We start from the raw sequence: 17,405 nt of genomic DNA, 5'->3' as shown, positions 1-17,405 counted from the left end.
CCTTGTGGGATTACTCCTTGGAAGTTTCGTCCTTGCTTTCTTCTGCCTTGATTCTCTTGCTTTCCTTAGCAGCAGCTGCACCAGCACGCTCCGGCTCTATACTGCTTTCTTCATGAAGCCCATATTTTATACGGACCTTGTTCTCTACCTCCAGACAAACGGCCGGATTGTCCTGAAGATAAATTTTGGCATTTTCACGTCCCTGGCCGATCTTGACGTTATTATATGCAAACCATGCACCGCTTTTTTCCACGATATTCTCTTTTACCGCCAGATCCAGGATATCTCCTTCCTTGGAAATACCTTTGCCGAACATGATGTCGAATTCCGCCTCCTTAAATGGCGGTGCGATCTTATTCTTAACTACCTTGACACGGACCCGGTTTCCTACCATGTCGCCGCCCTGCTTTAAGGTCTCGATCTTACGGATATCCAGGCGGACAGACGCGTAGAACTTAAGGGCACGTCCTCCTGTGGTGGTCTCGGGACTTCCAAACATCACTCCCACTTTCTCACGGAGCTGATTAATAAACAGAACAATACAGTTAGACTTGCTGATAATGGCCGTCAGCTTTCTAAGAGCCTGGGACATCAGACGCGCCTGAAGACCCACATGGGAATCACCCATATCTCCTTCGATCTCGGCCTTTGGCACAAGTGCTGCCACCGAGTCTACGATTACAATGTCAACGGCACCGGATCTTACCATGGTCTCTGTGATCTCCAATGCCTGCTCCCCGTTATCCGGCTGGGAAATGTAAAGGTTATCAATATCCACTCCTATGTTCTTGGCGTAAACAGGATCAAGGGCATGCTCCGCGTCAATAAATCCTGCGATGCCGCCTCTCTTTTGAACTTCTGCGATCATATGAAGGGCAACGGTCGTCTTACCACTGGATTCCGGTCCGTAGATCTCCACAACCCTTCCCTTTGGAATTCCGCCCAGTCCAAGGGCAATATCAAGGCTTAATGCTCCCGTTGGTATGGTCTCCACATTCATATTTGTGCCTGAGTCGCCCAGTTTCATAACAGAGCCTTTTCCATATGCCTTTTCTATCTGAGTAAGGGCGGCATCAAGCGCCTTTAGCTTATCATCTTTATTCATATTATCCTCCGATGCGAACAAATGTTCTTTTTCTGTTTATAATCATAGTATACTTCGGGGCAAATGTCAACCAGAATTTTATACTTCTGAGCTCAATACGCACCACACTCCTAACCCACACAGCAAAAAATTTCGTATTAATGAATTCAATAGGGATGTTCCGGCGAAATGCCTGGAAGTTGAAGAGAAAGACAGACTGCTTTCATACTGTTAATTTACTATAGCATAGGAGGGATGGAGGTGCAAGTATTATTTTGCAAGAATATCAATCCGAATTTGCTTTATCAACTGACCTGCAATAAGCATCATTCAGAAAAAAACCGTGCTATTCTCAAAATACCCGGATAAACACGGTTTTTTATTACCATGCAATTGTTCCCACTAAAAACCTATGCATTTCTCTATCAGTTATTCGCGGCAGCCGAAAGTCGGTGGAATGCTTTGCGGAAAACGGAAAAAATTCTCCGGATCGTACTTCGCCTTGATTCTGGTCAAGCGCTCAAAGTTACCGCCGTAGTAAGCCTTTGGCCAGTTTTCAATGGACAGATCCTGGGTGTTGATATAAACACCATTGGTATATGGCAGCATTTCCCTTCGGAATTGATCCACCCAATGAATACCAGGGCCAGCGCCTTCAGGCTCATTCCATGTGGCGTAAATAGACATATTTGACAGTGCCTTACGCTGGAAATACGCTGTGGCTCTGCTGGGAATATCGGCTACCGCCCCACCCAGGCCATGAAACAAGAGAGACACAGCAGAGGTTGGAGGATTTGTAATAAAACGCTGTATGATGTCAATTGCCTCGTCCGGCAGCAATGCATCTACATAAGGCCCAACGCTTTTAAATGGCTCCGGGCTGACGGGCTGGGTCCTGCCGATTCGGGCTGCGGCTTCTACCCATGGTATATCCTCAATAAAAACGCTGCTCGGCGAACCGGTCCGGAGTAAGGGACGAAGCAATTCGCGCAATTCCTTGGCTGAGCCGAGAAACACCCCTTGTGCAAGCAAAAGAGGCTGCTCTCCTGATATAATCGATAACAGCGGTGTAAACCTGATGTCTGCGTCGGGAAGCGTATATTCCTGCCAGACCTTTAGCACCGGCTTCAAGTCTTCAAGTTCCCAGTTGATTGCGGCATAAGCCACCGTATCGATTTCGTGCGTACGAAAACAGAAGGAAGTGCAAACGCCAAAGTTACCGCCGCCTCCACCCCGCAGAGCCCAAAACAGGTCTGCGTTGCGGTCTGCACTTGCATGCAGCACACAGCCATCTGCATCTACCAACTCTGCCTCCAGAAGATTGTCAATAACAAGCCCCCAAGGCCTGGAAAGGCTGCTATGCCCGCCGCCCAAGGTAACGCCAGCAATGCCAGGGGTAGGGCATAGCCCCGGTGGAACGACTAAACCCTGTGAACCAAGTTCTTCTATGATTTCAATATTCCGAAGCCCTGTCTGGAGTGTGACTGTACCTTTTTTTCGATTTATCTCCAGTTGTTTCATTTCGCTGACATCGATGATAAGCCCGCCATTTAACGCAGACACACCCTCGTAGTTGTGGCGTCCAGAGCGCATTCGAAGTGGTACTCCGTTATAACGCGCCCAGCGTATTGCATTGATGACATCCTGTGTTTCCTTTGCGAAAACAATAACCAGTGGAAATTTATTAAAAAACGTATTGAATTCCTGACGGGCGGAGTTGTACAGCGGATCATTTGGCAAAACAATCCGTCCGGTCAGTTCAGGTTCCTTTTTATATTTCATTGTATCTCTCCTTAATAATTGGACGCATAAATTTATGCATATTCCTCTTATAATATATGGCTCGTACAATGTTTTATTTCCTGTGCGCATACACCGCTGCCAAACAGTCCCCCCCTCTTCATGAAGATTAGAACCGGCATGTGCTAAACAATATAAGGGCCTCCACGGGTCAAACTTTCCCGCAGAAGCCCTGTTAATATTTATACGTTTTTCTATTACATCAAAAGCTTCTCCACATCAAGCATCCCCCAGCCCTGCTGATTAATGGGAAGCCCCAGATCCACTGCCCGCTCTCTTAACATTAGTTTCACATCCCGATTGGTTAAATAGGGATATTTTTGAAGGAGAAGCGCAATCGCCCCTGAAACCAGGGGCGTCGACATTGAGGTTCCGCTTTTGGCAAGGTATTGCCCTGATTCATTGGCACAGCTGATAATCCCTGCTCCCGGAGCGATGATTTCCGGTTTGCAGATGCAGGCCCCGGTGGGACCTCTTCCGGAATAATCGATCATTCGGTTTCCCATAACATTGACCTCTTTATAATCATCTGAGCACCCCACAGTGATCACCTTCCGGCTGATTCCCGGAGTTGTGATGGTATTCATGCCCGGTCCCATGTTTCCTGCGGCCACACAGACCACCAGCCCGTCATCCCATGCCGCATTTACTCCACGCACAAGAACAGAATTCTCTGTCATCCCCTTTTTCGAAAAGGAACCAACAGAAATATTTACAATCCTGATCCCATACCTTTCTCTGTTATCACGTATCCATTTAAGTCCAGCTAACACATCAGAAGCATAGCCGTTTCCTTTTTTATCCAATACCTTAAGCATAATGATATGACACTCTGGTGCAATGCCCATATACATTCCTCCGGAAGCGATGCCGCTGCCTCCGATGATTCCTGATATATGGGTCCCATGACCGTTATCGTCATAGGTGTCCCTTCTGCGGTGTACAATATCTACAAAAGCCGCCATTCTATGTTCAAAGTCCTCATGAAGATAAATCCCCGTATCGAGAACTGCAACTCCAATCCCACGTCCTGTATAACCCATACGATGGGCAGCATCACAGTGTATTGCTTCTCTCACATGATTCACAGTCCATTACCTGATTCCTTTTTTATTAGGATATTCCGGTTTGGCTCATGTGGTTTCTTTTCCTCCGAAATACAAAAGAAGATTTTAGTCAAATACCATTTACTTTCTGCAAATCCATTCCTATAATGGATATAAAATAACATGTAAGGAGATTATTATGGAAAATCATCGATCCGATGCCACTTTGCTGACACAGAACCTGATCCGCATCGACAGTACGGATCCCGGTGCATACGAAAAAAATATTGCCGAATATATTTTTAACAGGTTATCTTCCCTGCCTGTCCCTGTCATTAAAAAAGAGGTCCTCCCGGGCCGTTATAATATTATGGCAAAAATCAAAGGGGAAATCGACGACCCGGCCCTTGTTTATATCTGCCACATGGATACGGTGACCATTGGAGACGGCTGGACAACCGACCCTCTCGGAGCGGAGGTTATCAATGGTAGGATCTATGGCCGGGGAGCCTGTGATATGAAATCCGGACTGGCCTGCGCCCTCTCCGCCTTTTCCGCTATGGCAAAGGAGGCGGCTTCCGGAAAAATTCCCAGGCATTCCTTTGTTTTCATCGGTACTGTTGATGAAGAAGATTTCATGCGGGGAGTTGAGGATGTGATAAGAGAAGGCTGGGTGACGGAAAAAAGCTTTATTCTGGACACAGAGCCAACGAACGGGCAGATCCAGGTTGCTCATAAAGGGCGTACCTGGTTTGAAGTTACCGTTACCGGAGTAACCGCCCATGCGAGCACTCCCTGGAAAGGGGCCGATGCAATTGCCGCTATGGCCGAGATCATCTCTTCCATACGCCGCCGGATCGGAGAATGCCCTTCCCATGAGGATCTGGGCATATCTACCGTCACATTCGGCCAGATCGAAGGAGGATACCGCCCGTATGTGGTTCCTGACCAATGCAAAGTCTGGATCGACATGCGTCTGGTACCTCCCACAGATACAGCTGCTGCCATCTCCATTGTGGAACAGGCCATCCGGGAAGCTGCAGTCGCAGTTCCAGGGATCACAGCTTCTTATGAGATCACAGGAGACAGGCCTTTTATTGAAAAGGATGAAAGCTCCTATTTATTAAAAGCCCTGAAAGCCGCAGCAGAAGAAACCACAGGAAAAACGGTCCCTGTTTCCTATTTCCCCGGGTATACCGACACCGCCGTCATCGCCGGAAAGCTTCACAACCCCAACTGCATGTCCTATGGTCCCGGTGATCTGGAACTGGCCCATAAGCCGGATGAATTTGTCCCCTGTGAAGATATCTTAAGATGCGAGGAAGTGCTCACCAGACTGGCACGCTCCATTCTTTTCTAGATATCTTCTGCTGGGCCCAGAATTGAAATGAACCCAATATGTTGAATAAAACCAACATGGTGGGTTCATTTTTATGTAATAGGATCGAAACGGGAAATAAGCACCCACCGACCAATGGCTACTCTAATTCAACACCTTTTAGATATAATTGCTGCAGAATAAAATCATTTATTCGATTATTAATCTCGGTTTTATCATATAAGCCATTACAAATATCATAAAACGCACCTACACTAATCTCGCAAACTATTTTTTTACTTCCTCTTTTCCGTTCAAACTGAAAAATTCCATCATCATAAAATATTGTATAATCTTCATTGCTTTCTAATCCCCTTAAACAATTCCTTATACTCTTATTTCTATAAATACCAGGAAATAAATGCCATGTTCTACCCATTATATCTTTCACCTCCATATTAATATTATATACCAAGGTTTGCCGAAAGAAAGTAAATATTACCTACAAATTTCGATAATTTTCTTACACTAAAGTGCTACGCTATCAGCACTCACCCTTTCTTTCACTTGTTATTTTGTGTCATATATGAAATAATAAATAAAAAACCAGGCATATCGGAGGTCAAAAATGAAAAATATTACAATATCAAAATTACAAAAATATATTAAAGAAAAAGATTATCATCCAGACCTCAAAAAAGATTATTTTCTAAAATTATCAGAAGAAGTCGGAGAACTCGCCCAAGCAATACGCAAGAACACAACTCCTTATTGATCTGGAAACATGGATTCCTGTAAAAGAGCGTATAAATGATGAAAAATATGGAACCCACGATGCAGATAAACTCTTTTCCAATTAATTGATATGGACATCCGAATAATGCCACTAATTGATTAGATTTATGTCACTAGTTGTGTAATAGCTATAATTTTTCAAATAGCTCATGAGGGCGAGTCCAGATTTTTTTGCTATTTTAATTACATCTGATTTTCTACGTAACGATTGAATTAAGAAAATCTTCATAATCTATTCAAACAATATACAAACTTTTCTAGAGCCGGTGTGTTATACTAAGACCATAAGAAATGCACAATGTATCAATTATCCTTTCACCCTTTTTGAAATCCGAAAATCCTAAGAAAAATCACCCCTGTGTCATGTGGCACAGGGATTTTTCTGCCCAAATTAAGAAAAAACAGGAGTTCTGAGTAAAAAACAGGAGAGAAGCTTCCCAAAACTCCGGAAACCATCTCTCCTATATTTATAATTCCTTACAAAATTATTAATATTTCATATCCTTCAGCACATCGCAAAAATCAAAGGTGGCAAAATAATCCCTGGGAGTCTCGGCCCTGCGGATCATCTGAACGGATCCATCTTCTTTTAAGAGCAGCTCCGCAGATTTTAATTTCCCGTTATAATTATATCCCATGGCATAGCCATGAGCTCCTGTATCGTGAATGAAAAGCAAATCGCCTACGGATATCTCAGGCAGGTTCCGGTCAATGGCAAATTTGTCATTATTTTCACAGAGTGAGCCCACCACATCATATTTATGGCCGCACACATCTCCCTCTTTTCCCATAACGGTGATATGATGATAAGCCCCATACATGGCCGGTCTCATCAAATTCACTGCACAGGCATCCACGCCGATGTATTCCTTGTGGGTATGCTTCTCATGAATGGCTCTTGTTACCAGTCCGCCGTAAGGCCCAAGCATGAAACGTCCAAGCTCTGTGTAAATTGCCACATCTCCCATTCCTTCCGGTACCAGAATTTCTTCGTAAACCTTTCGGACACCTTCACCGATGGCCTTGATGTCATTAGACTCTTCACCCGGACGGTAAGGAATTCCGATCCCTCCTGATAAGTTAATGAAAGAGATATGGGCTCCTGTCTCATCTTTAAGCTTTACTGCAAGTTCAAAAAGCACTTTTGCAAGAAGGGGATAATATTCATTGGTCACCGTATTGCTGGCTAAAAAAGCATGGATACCGAAGTGTTTGGCTCCATTGCTTTTTAATATCCGGAACGCCTCAAACATCTGCTCGGTCGTCATCCCATATTTGGAATCCCCCGGATTATCCATAATGTCGTTACTGATCTTAAATATTCCGCCCGGATTATAACGGCAGCTAATGGTTTCCGGAATATGCCCGATGGCCTTTTTAAGATAATCGATATGAGTAATGTCGTCCAGATTGATGATTCCGCCGATTTTGTCCGCATACTGAAATTCCTCAGCAGGCGTATCATTGGAAGAAAACATGATATCAGATCCGGTAAAGCCAAGGCAATCAGACATCATAAGCTCTGTCATGGATGAACAATCCGCTCCGCACCCATAATCCTTTAGAATATTCAGGATAAATGGATTCGGCGTGGCCTTTACCGCAAAATACTCCCGGTATCCTTTATTCCAGGAAAACGCCTCCTTTAACTTCTGGGCATTCTCCCTGATCCCTTTTTCATCGTATATATGAAAAGGTGTAGGATATTCTTTTACGATTTCTTCTAACTTCTCCTTGGTAACAAATGGTCTCTTATCCATAGCTTTCCTCTCCTCTCGTAGCTTACCATATGCAAAAAGAGCCTGTCTCCGGCACATCTGCTGTAAGCTACATTGTACCGGGGATAGACTCCTTTGTCTACACTTATTTTGTATAAATATTCATAGCACGTTAGTCTACGGTTACGACCCTCATGATGTTGGTATGAGCTGCCGGCTCATTTTTTCTCACCGGATTCACCACACCAGCAGTAACCACTACCGTTTCATTTTCCTTTACAATGCCTTTTGATTTTAACAGTTCCATGGAGGAATAAATCAAAACGTCCGTGGACTCCGCACGCTTTCCATGGAATGGCTTTACACCCCAGTATAACTGCATCTGACGAAGAGCGGAAGCACTTGGGGACAGACCGATGATCAGACTTTCCGGTCTCCATTTGGATAACAGTCTTGTTGTGAAGCCGGTGATGCTTGGCGCTACGATCACTCTGGCTCCCAGATCATGAGCAGTGGCTACAGAAGAATAACATACGGCATTGGATACATTATGCACATTAACAGCAGAAACCTTGCGCTCTCTGTATGCGCTGTAATCCAGATGCTTTTCTGTCTCCTCTACGATGGAAGCCATCATGGAAAGGGCTTCAACCGGATATTTACCCATAGCGGTTTCGCCGGAAAGCATTACCGCATCTGTTCCGTCATAAACTGCATTTGCTACGTCCGTTACCTCTGCTCTTGTTGGGCGGGGATTGCGGATCATAGAATCTAACATCTGGGTAGCTGTAATAACAGGCTTGCAGGCCTCGTTACATTTTTCTATGATGCTCTTCTGAATAAACGGAACCTCCTGGGCCGGGATCTCAACTCCCATATCGCCGCGGGCAACCATGATGCCGTCGCTGGCTTCAATGATATCATCCAGATTTTCAATGCCTTCTGCATTTTCGATCTTGGCGATAACGGCCATATTGGAACCTTGCTCATCCAAAATCTTCTTGATTTCGTAAATGGCATCTGCTGTACGTACAAAGGAGGCTGCAATGAAATCAAAACCCTGATCAATACCGAATTTAATATCCATTTTATCCTTATCGGTAAGCGCAGGAAGCTTTACCTTAACATTAGGAACGTTAACGCCTTTTCTCTCTCCCAACTCGCCGCCGTTAATGATCTTACATGTAATTTCTTTACCCTTTACCTCAAGAACTTCCAGTTCAATCAGACCATCGTCAATGAGGATACGGTTTCCTGGGATCACATCTTCATTCAGGCCATCATAGTTAATATGTCCTTTTGTATCATCTCCAACGATTTCCTCTGTTGTCAGGATATAGATTTCTCCCTCTTTCAGATTCACCTTTTTGCCGTCCTTTAAAAGTCCGGTACGGATCTCCGGTCCTTTTGTATCAAGAAGCGCTGCAATCGGAAGGTCAAGTTCCTCACGGATGCTCTTCAGTAAATTAAGGCGCATCTTCTGCTCCTCGTAATCACCATGTGAAAAGTTAAATCTGGCAACATCCATGCCGTGCTCGGCAAGTGCCTTCATCATTGCGTAATCGTTGGTATTAGGTCCCATAGTGCAAATAATCTTGGTTCTCTTCATCGTTATCCTCCGTAGCTAGTTGGTCGTATCACCGGTTGTGGGGTTGGACGGTGTTACATGTTTATGTGTATACAAATGCTCAGAACAGTATTCATAACTGCCTTCGCATTTTGAACAATAACGGAATTCCAGGTTTGGGGCATCCTTTTCGGTCCGTCCGCAAACGGCACACCGGTGGTGTGTCCATCCTTGGGGCTTTATCTTCGTCTGCTTATGAAACTCTTGCTTTCTTTTGATCTCTTTCGGATTGAACCGGCTTAAATTCCGTGTCAAAAGGAAAAAAATGATAAAGTTCAATAAGGACATGAATATCGTGACTCTGGTCGCTATATTGCCGGTGATAAAGCCATACAGGAAATAGATTCCGTTAAAGGTGGCCAGCCATTTGGCTTTTATAGGTATCACGAAAAACAAAAGGAATTCCAAATCCGGAAATGTGGCGGCAAAGGCAAAAAACAGGGAATAATTGAGATATTCCGTTGTCAGGTATACGGTCTTTCCCATGAAAATGTACACGATCAGCGCCGCCGCCACATGACCGATGACTCCCATGAAGAAATAGACGTTAAAACGGAATGCTCCCCAGATTCTCTCAAGGTTCACTCCCAGCATGTAGTATAAATACATGCCGATCAAGCTAAAGAACGTGCCGCCTCCCGGCGGGTAAATCATAAACGTGACAATCCTCCACACCTGACCGCCAAGTATTTTTCCTGCGTCAAGAGATAAGTACTGCCAGTAGAATCCCGGTGCGAGCATCTCCATTAAGAGTCCCACACCATACATGCCGATGATATAGTACATCAGATTCGGAATTGCATACTTTCTGAATCTGCGTTCGAAATTATTAAAAAAATTCATGCTTTCCTCTTTTCTGCCATGCTAAAGCTAAAACAGATCCTTTTTAGAAAAAATCCACGCTACAATCAGCGTTAAGGCCAGTGTCAAACCTAAAACAATGATAAAGCCATGAGGATTATCTGCAAAAGGCATACCTATGGAATTAACATTCATTCCGTAAAAGCTTGCCACCATGGTTGGTATGGACATAACAATGGTGATGGTTGCCAGAAACTTCATTACAATATTTAAGTTATTGGATATGACGGAAGCAAAGGCATCCATGGTTCCGCTTAAAATCCCGCTGTAGATGTTTGCCATCTCGATCGCCTGCTTATTCTCTACGATGACATCCTCCAAAAGTTCCGTATCCTCAGGGTACTTCTTGATTTTTTCATTTCTCATCAGTTTTTCAAGTACCATCTCATTAGAGCGCAGGGATGTGGTAAAGTATACAAGGCTCTTTTCCAGCTGCAAAAGCTCAATAAGCTCCCGGTTCTTTGTGGATCTATGAAGCTTCTCTTCGACCTCCCCGCTCTTTTTGTCAATAATTCTTAAATATTGCAGGTACAAAGATGCATTCTTATAAAGAATCTGCAGGATAAACCGGGTTTTCATATACGTGTGGAAATCCCTCACCCTGCCATCCATAAATGCATTGAGAACTGTGGTTTCCTCCAGACAGACCGTAATAATGGCATCATCTGTCGTAATGATTCCCATTGGTATGGTAACATACCAGTCCTTGCCGCCGCGTTCCTCAATGGTGGGAACGTCTACCAGGATAAGCGTGTAATGATCCTCCGTCTGGATACGGGAACGTTCTTCCTCATCAAGAGGAGCCCTTAAATCATCGGGATCGATTTTACAGGTGTTAGCGATTTCCAGGATCTCTGTGGCAGTCGGATTGGTAAGGGCGATCCAGGAACCAGGAGAAAGCTCATCCTTTTGCTGAATCAGGCCGTCTTCTGTTTTATAAATCTGAATCATAGCATTTCTCTCTTTCGCTGAAAAATCTAAATAAAAACGTTGGCAGACTTTGACTTATACATTATAATTTCCCAGGCCATTTTTGTCAAATGAAAAGGAACCCCTTTTCGTTAACTTAAACAAATTTTACTAGATTTAACATTTTTTTAGCATGTTATGGCAATTGTATTATTTCTTATTTTATGTTAAACTGATGTTCGGTGAGTCAGCAACTTACTTTTACACAAAAGGAGGCAGGGGATACCCCGCACATATGATTACATATCACACATTAGGAATCGATATCGGTTCCACAACAGTTAAAATAGCTGTATTAAATGAAGACCATGAGATCTTATTCGCTGATTATGAGCGACATTATGCAAACATACAGGAAACATTGGCAGGCCTTTTAAAGAAGGCCTTTGATAAGTTGGGCCCTATGGACTTACGTCCTGCCATCACAGGCTCCGGCGGATTAACTCTGTCCAGCCATTTAAAGGTTCCCTTTGTCCAGGAGGTAGTATCAGTTGCCACCTCTCTTAAGGATTATGCCCCGCAGACCGACGTGGCAATCGAACTTGGCGGAGAAGATGCAAAAATTATTTACTTCACCGGTGGCATTGACCAGCGTATGAACGGGATTTGTGCCGGTGGCACCGGGTCCTTTATTGATCAGATGGCAGCTCTTTTACAGACCGATGCCTCCGGTTTAAATGAATATGCGGCCAATTATAAGGCCATTTACCCAATTGCCGCACGCTGCGGCGTATTTGCAAAAACGGACATTCAACCACTCATCAATGAAGGAGCGACCAGGGAAGATCTTGCGGCTTCTATTTTTCAGGCAGTGGTCAATCAGACCATCAGCGGCCTGGCATGCGGAAAGCCGATCAGGGGCCATGTGGCATTCCTTGGCGGCCCTCTCCACTTCCTTCCGGAGCTTCAGAAGGCATTTGTCCGTACCCTCCATTTATCCGGGGATGAGATCATCGCTCCGGAGCATTCCCACTTATTTGCTGCCATCGGCGCGGCTATGAATGCAGAGGAAATGCAGGGAGGGGATATCTCTCTGGAGGAAATGATAAACCGCTTATCATCCGGCATCCGGATGGAATTCGAAGTAAAGCGCATGGAGCCCCTGTTTTCGGATCAGGCTGATTTTGATGCATTTATAGACCGTCACAACAGCCACTGCGTAAAAAAGGGTGATTTATCCTCCTACCACGGAAAATGCTTTTTAGGGATCGACGCAGGCTCCACCACCACAAAGGTAGCCCTTGTAGGTGAAGACGGCACCCTGCTATATAAATTTTACAGCAACAACAACGGAAGTCCTCTTGCAACGGCGATCCGGGCCATGGGTGAGATCAAGGAACAGATGCCAAAGGACAGCCAGATCGTATGGTCCTGCTCCACAGGATACGGAGAGGCCCTTTTAAAATCAGCTTTCCTGCTTGATGAGGGCGAGGTGGAGACCATCTCCCACTACTATGCGGCAGCTTTTTTTGAACCTGAGGTAGACTGCATCCTGGACATCGGCGGTCAGGACATGAAATGCATCCGCATCAAAAATGGTACCGTGGACAGCGTTCAGTTAAACGAAGCCTGTTCCTCGGGCTGCGGCTCCTTTATCGAAACCTTTGCAAACTCCTTAAATTACCAGGTGGAGAATTTCGCACAGGAAGCCATATTTGCCAAGAATCCCACCGATTTAGGGACCAGATGCACGGTATTCATGAATTCCAACGTAAAGCAGGCCCAAAAGGAAGGGGCAGAGGTATCCGATATTTCTGCAGGGCTAGCTTATTCAGTCATTAAAAATGCCCTGTTTAAAGTAATTAAAATTACAAATGCTTCTGATCTGGGTCAGCATGTGGTAGTCCAGGGTGGTACCTTCTATAACAATGCCGTTTTAAGAAGCTTTGAAAAGATTTCAGGCTGCGAAGCCATCAGGCCTGATATTGCAGGCATCATGGGAGCTTTCGGCGCCGCTCTTATCGCAAGGGAACGCTATGAGGAATCCAAAACCACCTCTATGCTGAGCCTTGATAAGATTCTGGGGCTGCATTATGAAACCTCCATGGCCCGCTGCAAGGGCTGCACCAACAACTGTGTACTTACCGTTAACCGTTTTGACGGTGGCCGCCAGTTTATTACGGGAAACCGCTGTGAACGAGGCCTTGGTAAGGAAAAAGCAAAGAGAGAAATACCAAACCTCTTTGATTATAAAAACCGCCGTATGTTTGATTACGAGCCTCTTAGCCCGGATCTTGCGGAGCGTGGCACCATCGGCATTCCAAGAGTCTTAAACATGTATGAAAACTACCCCTTCTGGGCTGTTTTCTTTAAGGAACTGAAATTCCGGACCGTGCTCTCCCCTCAGTCCACCAGAAAGATTTATGAGCTGGGCATTGAATCCATACCCAGCGAATCGGAATGCTATCCGGCAAAAATCGCTCACGGACACATTGAATGGCTGATTAAGCAGGGAATTAAAACCATTTTTTATCCCTGCATTCCCTATGAGCGGAATGAAACCCCTGAGGCAGGAAACCATTTTAACTGCCCCATTGTCACCTCCTACGCAGAAAACATCAAGAACAACGTGGAAGGTATCAAAACAGAAAATATCCGCTTTTTGAACCCATTCATGGCCTTTACCAACGAAGAAATCCTTACCGGACGCTTAACAGAGGTATTTGCAAAGGAATTCCAGATTCCGGCGTCTGAGGTTGCTGCAGCTGCCGGGAAGGGCTGGGCGGAGCTTATGGCTTCCAGGGCCGATATGGAGAAAAAGGGCGAGGAAACTTTAAAGTGGCTGGAGGAAAACGACCGCCATGGCATCGTGCTGGCGGGCCGCCCTTATCACGTGGATCCGGAAATCAACCACGGTATTCCGGAGCTTATTACCTCCTATGGATTTGCCGTGCTCACGGAGGATTCCATTTCCCATCTGGCTGAAATCGAACGCCCTCTGGTGGTTACTGACCAGTGGATGTACCACACCAGGCTTTACCGGGCCGCAGCTCTCGTTAAAAAGGAGAGCCGTCTGGACTTGATCCAGCTGAATTCCTTTGGCTGCGGGCTGGATGCTGTTACTACGGACCAGGTTAATGACATCTTAACCGGCTCCGGTAAGATCTATACCGTTTTAAAGATCGATGAGGTCAATAACCTGGGAGCTGCCAGAATCCGTATACGCTCTCTGATTGCGGCACTGCGGGTGCGTGACAAACGCCATTACGAACAGAAGGTGGTTTCCAGCGCTTATCACAGGATTATGTTTACCAAAGAGATGAAAAAGGATTACACCATCCTGTGCCCTCAGATGTCACCCCTTCATTTTGATTTAATTGAACCAGCTATCCGTTCCTTTGGCTACCGGGTGGAGGTCCTTCAAAACGACAACCGCTCTTCCATTGATACCGGATTAAAATACGTTAACAACGATGCCTGCTACCCGTCTCTTATCGTGGTGGGCCAGATCATGGATGCACTTCTTTCCGGCAAATATGACTTAGATCGCACTGCGGTGTTCATGAGTCAGACCGGAGGCGGATGCCGGGCGTCCAACTACATCGGCTTCATCAGGCGCGCCTTGGAGAAAGCAGATATGGGCCATATACCGGTTATTTCCGTCAATGCAAACAACATGGAGACAAACCCGGGATTTACCATCACCCTGCCTATGCTGACAAAGGCTATGCAGGCAGTCGTATACGGCGACGTCTTTATGAGAGTTTTATATGCGACCCGCCCTTATGAGAAGGTGCCCGGCTCAGCCAATTCCCTTCATGAGAAATGGAAAGAAAAGTGCATTGAATCCCTGTCCAGGAAATCCCCGGACATGATGACCTTCTCCCGTAACATTAAGGGAATTATCAGGGATTTTGATAATCTTCCAAGAAATGCCGTTCAGAAGCCCAAGGTAGGAATCGTAGGAGAAATCCTTGTTAAGTTTTCTCCTCTGGCCAACAATCACATTGTAGAGCTTTTGGAATCAGAGGGCGCGGAAGCTGTTATGCCGGACCTGATGGACTTCCTGTTATACTGCTTCTACAACAATAACTTTAAGGCCCAGAATTTAGGCGGTAAGAAAACTACCGCAGCTTTATCCAATATGGTAATCTCCCTGTTGGAATATTTCCGCAGGACTGCAAAGAAGGAGCTGTTAAAGAGCAAACACTTCACAGCCCCGGCCTACATCGGAAATCTGGCGGATATGGCAAAGGAATTTGTATCCATCGGAAACCAGACCGGCGAAGGTTGGTTTTTAACCGGAGAGATGCTGGAGCTGATCCACAGCGGTACCAACAATATTGTGTGCACCCAGCCCTTTGGCTGCCTCCCCAATCACATCGTTGGAAAGGGCGTCATCAAGGAGCTGCGGAAAGCTTATCCTGATTCCAATATCATTGCCGTGGATTATGATCCCGGCGCAAGCGAAGTAAACCAGTTAAACCGAATCAAGCTGATGCTCTCCACTGCCCAGAAAAATATGCGCAGAGGGGAAAATCCCTCGGAAACGGTGTAAAAAAGAAACCGGGAAGAATCCTACGATCTTCCCGGTTTTTTTATTTCACGTTATCAATATTTACAAAAAATCACCCTGTTGTTCATTCTATATAGCGAGAATGGAATCCAGGCACTGATTCTCCACAGCATTCTTCAGTTCAAAGCAGTAATCATGCAGGTCTGCCTTCAGGTAATCACCCAATTCTTCCAGGCCATCATATCCGGACCTTACCAATTCATCAACCAGCCCCTCCATATCCTGTTCCAATTCGGCACTATCGTTATGATTTACATAATCTATTAACCTTCCCAGTTCTCCGGGGGTATATCCCTGTGTATTAATCCTTTTACCTGCCATACGGCAGCCAAGAACATTCCGCAGCACAATGCCTGTTAGGTTGATGATCAGTTCCTCATGATCCGGGGAATAAGCCCTCAGCACATGAAGGATATATTCATCCGGCAATTTTCTTAAAAAAACTTGTTCCAGACTAATACATTTCACAAAGGCGCTTATGGCATCAATTCCCCTTAATGAGTATATTGGATGCAGAACCGGATAATCCAGCGTTAGAATGTGATTCTGGGGCTGGAAACGAGGATCATAATACAGGAAAAAAGATGGAATGCCTTTAACAAAGGTATCGTAATAACACCGGTTCTCATAATACTTAAAATCCGGTATTGTTTTGTTATACAGGACCTGAGTTTCCTTCACATTCCTAAGCACTTTCTCATATCCCAGCCCATAAATCATTTTTGCAACCATCTTTCTATCCGTAAGAAGAAGCTCCTGCCTTTCCGACGGATAATCTTCGTACTCATGGATGCAATAAAGGACGGCTTCCATGAGCTGTCTTGCTTTTTCATAGGTAATGGAGGAACTTTCCTTTCCCGTATATTTATCTGCTAATTCCGCCACGATTGGCAATAACTCTTCCGTCTCAAAACTCATCGTCTTCTTCCTCATATAAATCTAGTCCAAGGCGGACACGCCTTGCAAACGCCTCCAATCCAGTATCCTCCAGATGATCCAGAGAGCCCTGGCACGGTCCGTCAAACTGGTCCTTCATGAATTCAATCAGTTCGTCATCAGTAATTTCATCTAATGATTCATTTTTATATAGGTAGAACATATCCTGAAGTCTTCCCAGGGAATCCACGTAATTATCCTGATAAATATACGGGGAATCACAAAACGCAAAAATCAGTTTCGGAAGAATACCTTCACCAAATTCCACCCGTTCCTGTTCCTTTAACGCATCTTTTCTCTCCCTGATAAGCAAAGCTGTCTCCTCATCCGTTAAAGCTAGACCAAACTTTTTTGTATAATCATTGGCCGCCTTTACTTTAGCAATCTGAAGGCTGTCGTTTGCAGTCTGTAACCACTTCCCGTTATCCATAAAAACCCTCCATTCCTTTGATAAATACAAAGTCTACTCCAGGCAGAGCCAAATTACAAGACTTGAAAAAAAGTAAATTTTGTGGTATTATTATTGCATAAGAGATAGGGATTCCTGTCTCTTTTTTATTTTTTTTTGCCCTATTACTAATATGAATTGCAATTCCAATTCTAACCTGGTGGCAGCCGCTGGAACCGCTTCCAGAATATGGTGAGATTACAGTTTTCTTAAATTCTCCTGCTTTTCTTACGCATTCTTACGCCTTTTTTACATCGCTTGACCTTAGACTTACTCCATGGTTTAAA

At 44.9% G+C, this 17,405-nt stretch carries 13 protein-coding genes; 3 read left to right on the top strand and 10 right to left on the bottom strand.

The window, feature by feature from the left end:
• Nucleotides 1-10 precede the first annotated feature (10 nt).
• The 3 genes from recA to ACHZES_RS18095 all read right to left on the bottom strand — a co-directional run bounded on the left by recA (nucleotide 11) and on the right by ACHZES_RS18095 (nucleotide 3,972).
• Nucleotides 11-1,105, bottom strand: a complete 1,095-nt coding sequence (gene recA / locus ACHZES_RS18105) for a recombinase RecA (RefSeq protein ID WP_038277772.1) — start codon at nucleotides 1,103-1,105, stop codon at nucleotides 11-13.
• Between the two features lie 408 nt (nucleotides 1,106-1,513).
• Nucleotides 1,514-2,866, bottom strand: a complete 1,353-nt coding sequence (locus tag ACHZES_RS18100) for an FAD-binding oxidoreductase (protein ID WP_395549067.1) — start codon at nucleotides 2,864-2,866, stop codon at nucleotides 1,514-1,516.
• A 215-nt stretch (nucleotides 2,867-3,081) separates the two neighbouring features.
• Nucleotides 3,082-3,972, bottom strand: a complete 891-nt coding sequence (locus tag ACHZES_RS18095) for a S8 family peptidase (protein WP_353655242.1) — start codon at nucleotides 3,970-3,972, stop codon at nucleotides 3,082-3,084.
• 157 nt (nucleotides 3,973-4,129) lie between these two features.
• On the opposite strand from ACHZES_RS18095, the gene ACHZES_RS18090 reads away from it, so the two are divergent.
• The gene (locus tag ACHZES_RS18090; protein WP_154525551.1) at nucleotides 4,130-5,290 is read left to right on the top strand and encodes a M20 family metallopeptidase; all 1,161 of its coding nucleotides are present in this window, start codon (nucleotides 4,130-4,132) and stop codon (nucleotides 5,288-5,290) included.
• Nucleotides 5,291-5,408: 118 nt separating this feature from the next.
• Here ACHZES_RS18090 and ACHZES_RS18085 read toward each other — a convergent pair whose 3' ends face one another.
• Nucleotides 5,409-5,687 carry a hypothetical protein gene (locus tag ACHZES_RS18085; RefSeq protein WP_038277768.1) on the bottom strand — a complete coding sequence of 93 codons (279 nt, stop codon included), beginning with the start codon at nucleotides 5,685-5,687 and terminating at the stop codon, nucleotides 5,409-5,411.
• A gap of 189 nt (nucleotides 5,688-5,876) precedes the next feature.
• Here ACHZES_RS18085 and ACHZES_RS18080 point away from each other — a divergent pair, with 189 nt between their 5' ends.
• A complete protein-coding gene (locus tag ACHZES_RS18080; RefSeq protein ID WP_395549068.1) occupies nucleotides 5,877-6,023 on the top strand; it encodes a hypothetical protein in 147 nt (48 codons plus the stop codon).
• Between the two features lie 508 nt (nucleotides 6,024-6,531).
• Here the strand turns inward: ACHZES_RS18080 and ACHZES_RS18075 are convergent.
• The 4 genes from ACHZES_RS18075 to ACHZES_RS18060 all read right to left on the bottom strand — a co-directional run bounded on the left by ACHZES_RS18075 (nucleotide 6,532) and on the right by ACHZES_RS18060 (nucleotide 11,200).
• Nucleotides 6,532-7,803, bottom strand: a complete 1,272-nt coding sequence (locus tag ACHZES_RS18075; RefSeq protein WP_395549069.1) for a diaminopimelate decarboxylase — start codon at nucleotides 7,801-7,803, stop codon at nucleotides 6,532-6,534.
• Between the two features lie 130 nt (nucleotides 7,804-7,933).
• A complete protein-coding gene (gene pyk / locus ACHZES_RS18070; RefSeq protein WP_038277765.1) occupies nucleotides 7,934-9,370 on the bottom strand; it encodes a pyruvate kinase in 1,437 nt (478 codons plus the stop codon).
• Nucleotides 9,371-9,385: 15 nt separating this feature from the next.
• Nucleotides 9,386-10,231 carry a rhomboid family intramembrane serine protease gene (locus ACHZES_RS18065; protein WP_038277763.1) on the bottom strand — a complete coding sequence of 282 codons (846 nt, stop codon included), beginning with the start codon at nucleotides 10,229-10,231 and terminating at the stop codon, nucleotides 9,386-9,388.
• Between the two features lie 27 nt (nucleotides 10,232-10,258).
• Nucleotides 10,259-11,200, bottom strand: coding sequence for a magnesium transporter CorA family protein (locus tag ACHZES_RS18060; RefSeq protein ID WP_038277762.1), 942 nt, complete (start codon nucleotides 11,198-11,200; stop codon nucleotides 10,259-10,261).
• Between the two features lie 253 nt (nucleotides 11,201-11,453).
• Here ACHZES_RS18060 and ACHZES_RS18055 point away from each other — a divergent pair, with 253 nt between their 5' ends.
• Nucleotides 11,454-15,716 carry an acyl-CoA dehydratase activase-related protein gene (locus ACHZES_RS18055; RefSeq protein WP_395549070.1) on the top strand — a complete coding sequence of 1,421 codons (4,263 nt, stop codon included), beginning with the start codon at nucleotides 11,454-11,456 and terminating at the stop codon, nucleotides 15,714-15,716.
• Between the two features lie 87 nt (nucleotides 15,717-15,803).
• Here ACHZES_RS18055 and ACHZES_RS18050 read toward each other — a convergent pair whose 3' ends face one another.
• Together ACHZES_RS18050 and ACHZES_RS18045 are read right to left on the bottom strand one after the other, a co-directional pair.
• Complete coding sequence (locus ACHZES_RS18050; RefSeq protein WP_395549071.1) at nucleotides 15,804-16,652, bottom strand: DUF6179 domain-containing protein; 849 nt, start codon at nucleotides 16,650-16,652, stop codon at nucleotides 15,804-15,806.
• The gene (locus ACHZES_RS18045) at nucleotides 16,642-17,100 is read right to left on the bottom strand and encodes a DUF6323 family protein (RefSeq protein ID WP_038277759.1); all 459 of its coding nucleotides are present in this window, start codon (nucleotides 17,098-17,100) and stop codon (nucleotides 16,642-16,644) included. Before ACHZES_RS18045 ends, ACHZES_RS18050 begins: the two co-directional genes overlap by 11 nt.
• Nucleotides 17,101-17,405 lie beyond the last annotated feature (305 nt).

This window comes from Lacrimispora sanguinis (assembly GCF_044987295.1).
Classification (GTDB): Bacteria; Bacillota; Clostridia; order Lachnospirales; family Lachnospiraceae; genus Lacrimispora; species Lacrimispora celerecrescens_B.
The sequence above is the reverse complement of the archived record's forward strand: the minus strand, read 5'-3'. Positions and strand labels throughout refer to the sequence as shown.